Below are 6416 nucleotides of genomic sequence, written 5' to 3' on the forward strand. Positions count from 1 at the left end.
TTTCTTGACGGCAGTTCTGCTTTTTTTGTATTTTTGGGCATGAATTAATAAAACAAGATATTATGATAACACCGCAAGACAAAGAGTTGCTCGAAAATAAAGGCATCTCCGAAGAACAAATAGCCGAACAGTTGGCTTGTTTCGAAAAAGGTTTTCCATACTTGAAGCTGTCTGCCGCCGCTTCTGTAGAAAAGGGTATACTGGCTCCGGATACGGATGAACAGAAGAAATACCTGGATGCCTGGGAGGCATATACACAAACCGATAAAGTGGTGGTGAAGTTTGTGCCTGCTTCGGGTGCTGCCAGCCGTATGTTCAAGAACTTGTTTGAATTTCTCGGGGCAGACTATGACTCTCCCCAGACAAACTTTGAAAAGACTTTCTTTGAGAAAATAGAGAAGTTTGCCTTCTATGATGACTTGAATACCGCTTGCCAGAGGACTGCCGGAAAGGATATACCGACTTTGGTTGCCGCTGGAAACTACAAGGCGGTTGTTGCTGCCTTACTCGAAGGGGCCGGACTGAACTATGGTGCTCTGCCCAAAGGATTGCTTAAGTTCCATAAGTATGAAGACGGTAGCCGCACGCCGCTGGAAGAGCACTTGGTAGAAGGAGCATTGTATGCTGCCAATAAGAACGGTAAGGTGAATGTGCATTTCACGGTTTCGCCCGAACATCGTGCCTTGTTCAAGGCTTTGGTAGACGAAAAGGCTGCCGCTTATGCAAAGAAGTATGGGGTGGATTATAACATCTCTTTTTCGGAACAGAAGCCGAGCACCGATACCATTGCCGCCGATATGGAAAACAAACCCTTCCGCGACAATGGCAAATTGTTGTTCCGTCCCGGCGGTCATGGCGCCTTGATTGAAAACTTGAATGACCTTGATGCGGATATTATCTTCATAAAGAATATAGACAATGTGGTACCCGACAAGCTGAAAGGTGACACCGTATTATATAAGAAACTGATTGCCGGTGTGCTGGTAGCGTTACAGCAGAGAGCGTTTGCTTATCTGCAGTTGCTTGACAGCGGGAAGTATACACACGAGCAAATTCTTGAAGTTCTGCAATTCCTGCAGAAACAACTCTATTGCAAGAATCCGGAGACAAAGAATCTGGAAGATGCCGAGTTGGTTATATATCTGAAAGAGAAGCTGAACCGTCCGATGCGTGTTTGCGGTATGGTGAAGAACGTAGGCGAACCGGGCGGAGGTCCGTTCCTGGCATACAACAGTGACGGTACTATCTCTCTGCAGATTCTGGAAAGTTCGCAGATTGATATGGACGACCCGGAAAAGAAGGAAATGTTTGAAAAAGGTACCCATTTCAATCCGGTGGATTTGGTTTGCGCCGTACGTGACTATAAAGGACATAAGTTCAATCTTGTGAAGTATGTGGATAAAGCGACGGGGTTCATCTCCTATAAGTCCAAGAACGGCAAGGACCTGAAGGCGCTTGAACTTCCCGGTTTGTGGAACGGGGCTATGAGTGATTGGAACACAGTATTTGTAGAAGTGCCTCTGACTACATTCAATCCGGTAAAGACGGTGAATGACTTGTTGAGAGAACAACACCAATAAGAGGATTTACTATTAGACGATTTACGATGTACGATTGGGATTGCTTTGGCTTGTGGCGGTTTATTGTCTAAAGTAACTCTAATCGTACATCGTACGTCGTCAAATCGTAAATATATAAAATTGTAAATAAAAGAATTGATGAAAAAGATTTTATTGTTAGGTTCCGGTGAGTTGGGCAAGGAGTTTGTTATTTCTGCCCAACGTAAGGGCCAGTATATCATTGCTTGCGACTCGTATGCCGGAGCGCCTGCCATGCAAGTGGCAGATGAATGTGAGGTATTCAGCATGCTCGATGGAGATGCTTTGGAACGTGTAGTACGCAAACACCAGCCGGATATTATTGTTCCGGAAATTGAGGCTATCCGTACGGAACGTCTGTATGATTTCGAGAAAGAAGGCATTCAGGTAGTGCCCAGTGCACGCGCCGTGAACTTTACCATGAACCGTAAAGCCATACGTGACCTTGCAGCTAAAGAGCTGGGATTGAAGACTGCTAAATATTTTTATGCCAAATCTTTGGATGAACTGAAAGCTGCTGCTGAAAAGATAGGTTTCCCGTGTGTGGTGAAACCGCTGATGTCCTCTTCCGGTAAAGGCCAGTCTCTCGTAAAGAGTGCCGACGAACTGGAGCATGCCTGGGAGTATGGCTGTAATGGTAGCCGTGGAGACATCAAAGAACTTATCATTGAAGAGTTCATCAAGTTCGACAGTGAGATAACACTGCTCACCGTAACACAGAAGAATGGTCCGACCTTGTTCTGCCCGCCTATCGGCCATGTACAGAAGGGTGGGGACTATCGTGAAAGCTTCCAGCCTGCCCATATTGACCCTGCCCATCTAAGGGAGGCGCAGGATATGGCAGAGAAAGTGACCCGTGCCTTGACCGGTGCCGGATTGTGGGGAGTGGAATTCTTTCTCAGCCATGAGAACGGTGTCTATTTCTCCGAACTCTCTCCACGTCCGCACGATACGGGTATGGTAACCCTGGCCGGAACCCAGAATCTGAATGAGTTTGAATTGCACTGTCGTGCGGTGCTTGGTCTGCCTATCCCTGGCATCAAGCAGGAGCGTATAGGAGCCAGTGCTGTCATCCTTTCTCCGATAGCCAGTCAGGAACGTCCCAATTATCGTGGCATGGAAGAGGTTACGAAAGAAGAGGATACTTATCTGCGTATTTTTGGTAAGCCTACTACCCGCGTAAACCGCCGTATGGGTGTAGTGCTGTGTTATGCACCTCTTGACAGTGATCTTGACACGCTGCGCGACAAAGCGAAGCGTATTGCTGATAGGGTAGAGGTATATTAATGATTAGTGATGAATGATTGGTGATTTGTTGATGAATGGATACCATCAACAAATCACCAATCGTCAGTATTAATCATTGAAAAAGAGTCCGGGATAAATCTCTCCTCCAAGTTCTGTTACATCGAGGCTTTGTAATAGTTTTCCATCCGGAGCATAGAACAGTTGGAATTCTTCATCGGAATTGTATTGTTCCACCTCAATTATTATCACTGTGGGATGTTTGGGAAAGGTGATGATTCTTATATCCCTTAATCTCATGCCGGTCATTGTACTGCTCATGAATGCTTCTGCCACGGGAGCCGGCACTTTTTCCAGTGACTCTACATCCGTTTCAGTCATAACCCACTCCGCTTGTTTATTGAACCAGACATCAATTTCCTGAACATCTGCAATAAATTCTGCCACGTAGCAACCGGCCATTTGCTCCCATTCCACATCCGTTGCTTGAGGATAGAGCGTTTGAAAAGCTGTTTGTATATTTGCAGGAAGACGTCCTTCCGCAAAAGCGGACACCGACAGCAAGGCAAGTAGTCCTGCCAGAATACAGAATTTGAACTTTTTCATAATCAAGGTTGTTTTGAGTTTTCTGTAAGAACAACCTTGTTGTATTTTTGTTTCCGGAAATCAGTATATTGGTTGATGCATTTTTAAATATCAGTGAACTGGCCTTTGTATACAAAAGTTTTTTCTCCGAAATCCACTTCCGGTAATACGGCATCTTCCTTGAATAATCCGTAAACAGATGACCCCGAACCACTCATGGAGGCATATACAGCTCCTTGCCGGTACATCTCTTCCTTGATTTCTCCAATAGCCGGGAATTGGGGGAATACGCTTTCTTCAAAGTCATTGACCATTCGTCCGTTCCATTCTTCTACGGGAAGTTGGGCAATTTCTTTCAGGGACATTTCCGGATGATGCGGTTTTATTTTTGCAAAGGCATCCCGTGTAGAGACGAAAATGTCCGGCTTCACCAACCATATCCGATATCCTTTCAGTGAGAGGGGAAGGGGAGAAAATATGTTTCCGATACCTTCTGCGTAAGTCGGACGGTTTTTGATGAAGAAGGCACAATCGGCACCCAGCTTGGCGGCATACTCTTCCAGAGTGTCATCCGGCAGTCCGAGTTCAAACTTATTATTCAGAAGCTTCAGCATGAAGGCTGCATCGGCCGAACCGCCACCCAGTCCGGCTCCCGAGGGAATATGCTTGAAGAGATGAATATCTACCGGAGGAAGGTTGAACCGGTCATCCAGTAACTTGTAGGCTTTCACTACCAGGTTACTCTCTGCTTCTCCCTCAATTTCCAGACCTGCTTGATGCAGACGGAACTTTCCGTTTCCTTCGTTCAAGATATTGATTTCCAAAGCATCTTCTATGGGAACCGGATAGAAAATGGTTTCCAGATTATGGTATCCGTCCGGACGCTTTTCTGTGATATTCAGTCCCAGGTTTATTTTGGCATTTGGAAAAGTCAGCATGGCGTTGAAAATTAAGAATTAATAATTTAAAATTAAAAGGAGAAGCTATTGGAGTGCAGCTTCCGAAGACAAAGTTAGTGATTTCTGTTCATAGTAGATTGAAAACTTAACAATGATTTATTTACTGCTTATAAATAAATTCGCTTATCTTTGCCATACGAGCGAAGATAGGCTGCACCTCAACATAACTTTTTCATGCAAGCATGAAAGTTATGTATTCGGTTTGCACTATCTTTGCTTTCCCTTTCTAAAAGGGAAATTCATTTAATTTTTAATTTTCAATTTTTAATTCTTAAAGTGGCAGAACAAAGAAGAACATCCCGTACTCCGAAAGGAAAGGCACCACAGCCCGTAACAGACTACGGACGTATCCAGCCGCAAGCGCCGGAGCTGGAAGAAGCTGTCTTGGGAGCCTTGATGATTGAGAAGGACGCTTATTCGCTGGTAAGTGAAATTCTTCGTCCGGAGTCATTCTATGAGCATAGACATCAGTTGATATATTCCGCTATTACCGATTTGGCCGTGAATCAGAAGCCGGTCGATATCCTCACCGTGAAGGAGCAACTTTCCAAGCGGGGAGAACTGGAGGAAGTGGGCGGACCGTTCTATATTACCCAACTCAGCAGTAAGGTGGCATCTTCTGCGCACATCGAATATCATGCCCGTATCATTGCACAGAAAGCATTGGCACGTGAACTGATAACTTTTACCAGCAATATCCAGAGCAAGGCTTTCGACGAGACGCTGGACGTGGACGATTTGATGCAGGAGGCCGAAGGAAAGCTGTTCGAGATTTCCCAGCAGAACATGAAGAAGGATTATACGCAGATTAATCCTGTCATTGCCGAAGCCTATGATTTGATTCAGAAAGCTGCTGCCCGTACCGATGGTTTGAGTGGTTTGGAAAGTGGTTATACCAAGCTGGACAAGATGACTTCCGGATGGCAGAAGTCCGACCTCATCATTATTGCAGCCCGTCCTGCCATGGGTAAAACGGCATTCGTGCTTTCCATGGCGAAGAACATTGCCGTGAATTTCCGTAATCCCGTAGCGCTGTTCTCGCTTGAAATGAGTAACGTGCAGCTGGTGAACCGTCTGATTTCCAATGTGTGCGAGATTCCGAGTGAGAAAATCAAGAGTGGCCAGTTGGCGGACTATGAATGGCAGCAGTTGGATTACAAACTGCGTGACTTGCTGGATGCTCCGCTTTATGTGGATGATACGCCTTCTTTGTCGGTATTCGAACTCCGTACGAAGGCACGGCGTCTGGTACGTGAGCACGGAGTGAAGATTATCATCATCGACTACCTTCAGCTGATGAATGCAAGCGGAATGTCTTTCGGTAGCCGTCAGGAAGAAGTTAGTACCATTTCGCGTTCATTGAAAGGTTTGGCCAAGGAGCTGAACATTCCTATCATCGCTCTGTCGCAGTTGAACCGTGGTGTGGAGAACCGTGAAGGCGAGGAAGGCAAGCGTCCCCAGTTGAGTGACCTTCGTGAATCCGGTGCCATCGAGCAGGATGCCGATATGGTGTGCTTCATTCACCGTCCCGAATATTACAAGATTTATACTTCTGCCGATGGCAGTGACTTGCGCGGTATGGCGGAAATCATCATAGCAAAGCACCGTAACGGTGCTGTGGGGGATGTGCGTCTGAGATTTATCGGACAGTACACCCGTTTCCAGAATCCGGAGGATGATATGGTTATCCCACCTCCGACGGAGGGTGGAGGAGCTACATTCGGTTCACGTATGAATGCGCCTATCGGAAGTACGGCAACACCGCCACCTCCATCGGCTGCTGATTTTCCGCCACAGACGGACAACCCGTTTGGAGGTGTGGGGTCGGACGGGCCATTACCTTTCTGATGTATTTTTATGGCTACACCCTTTGCCTTGAATGCCTATACCATCGTAGAGTGATGGCTACACCTTTAGGTACAAAGGGTGTAGCCATGTTAAATACTGTATTTGAGCCTATTTACTTATTCTAGGGACTGTCGTTAAATTCCGTCATTATGAGTCAATCGGCAGACTGTCCCGGTAATTT

General features: G+C 46.1%; 5 protein-coding genes. 3 read left to right on the forward strand and 2 right to left on the reverse strand.

What is annotated here, in order from left to right; genetic code table 11:
• Positions 1 to 62 precede the first annotated feature (62 nt).
• Positions 63 to 1580 (forward strand): DUF4301 family protein, encoded by a 1518-nt coding sequence (locus tag DWY55_RS15410; protein ID WP_117681141.1) that lies wholly within the window; start codon positions 63 to 65, stop codon positions 1578 to 1580.
• A 138-nt stretch (positions 1581 to 1718) separates the two neighbouring features.
• Positions 1719 to 2885 carry a formate-dependent phosphoribosylglycinamide formyltransferase gene (gene purT / locus DWY55_RS15415; RefSeq protein WP_005827720.1) on the forward strand — a complete coding sequence of 389 codons (1167 nt, stop codon included), beginning with the start codon at positions 1719 to 1721 and terminating at the stop codon, positions 2883 to 2885.
• 69 nt (positions 2886 to 2954) lie between these two features.
• Here the strand turns inward: purT and DWY55_RS15420 are convergent, their stop codons facing one another.
• On the reverse strand, positions 2955 to 3449 hold the full coding sequence (locus DWY55_RS15420) for a PepSY-like domain-containing protein (protein ID WP_120027167.1): 495 nt from the start codon (positions 3447 to 3449) through the stop codon (positions 2955 to 2957).
• 83 nt (positions 3450 to 3532) lie between these two features.
• On the reverse strand, positions 3533 to 4366 hold the full coding sequence (gene ispE, locus DWY55_RS15425) for a 4-(cytidine 5'-diphospho)-2-C-methyl-D-erythritol kinase (protein ID WP_016273799.1): 834 nt from the start codon (positions 4364 to 4366) through the stop codon (positions 3533 to 3535).
• 297 nt (positions 4367 to 4663) lie between these two features.
• On the opposite strand from ispE, the gene dnaB reads away from it, so the two are divergent.
• On the forward strand, positions 4664 to 6235 hold the full coding sequence (dnaB, locus tag DWY55_RS15430; protein ID WP_008664493.1) for a replicative DNA helicase: 1572 nt from the start codon (positions 4664 to 4666) through the stop codon (positions 6233 to 6235).
• Positions 6236 to 6416 lie beyond the last annotated feature (181 nt).

Source organism: Bacteroides sp. AF25-38AC (genome assembly GCF_003602995.1).
Classification (GTDB): Bacteria; Bacteroidota; Bacteroidia; order Bacteroidales; family Bacteroidaceae; genus Bacteroides; species Bacteroides uniformis.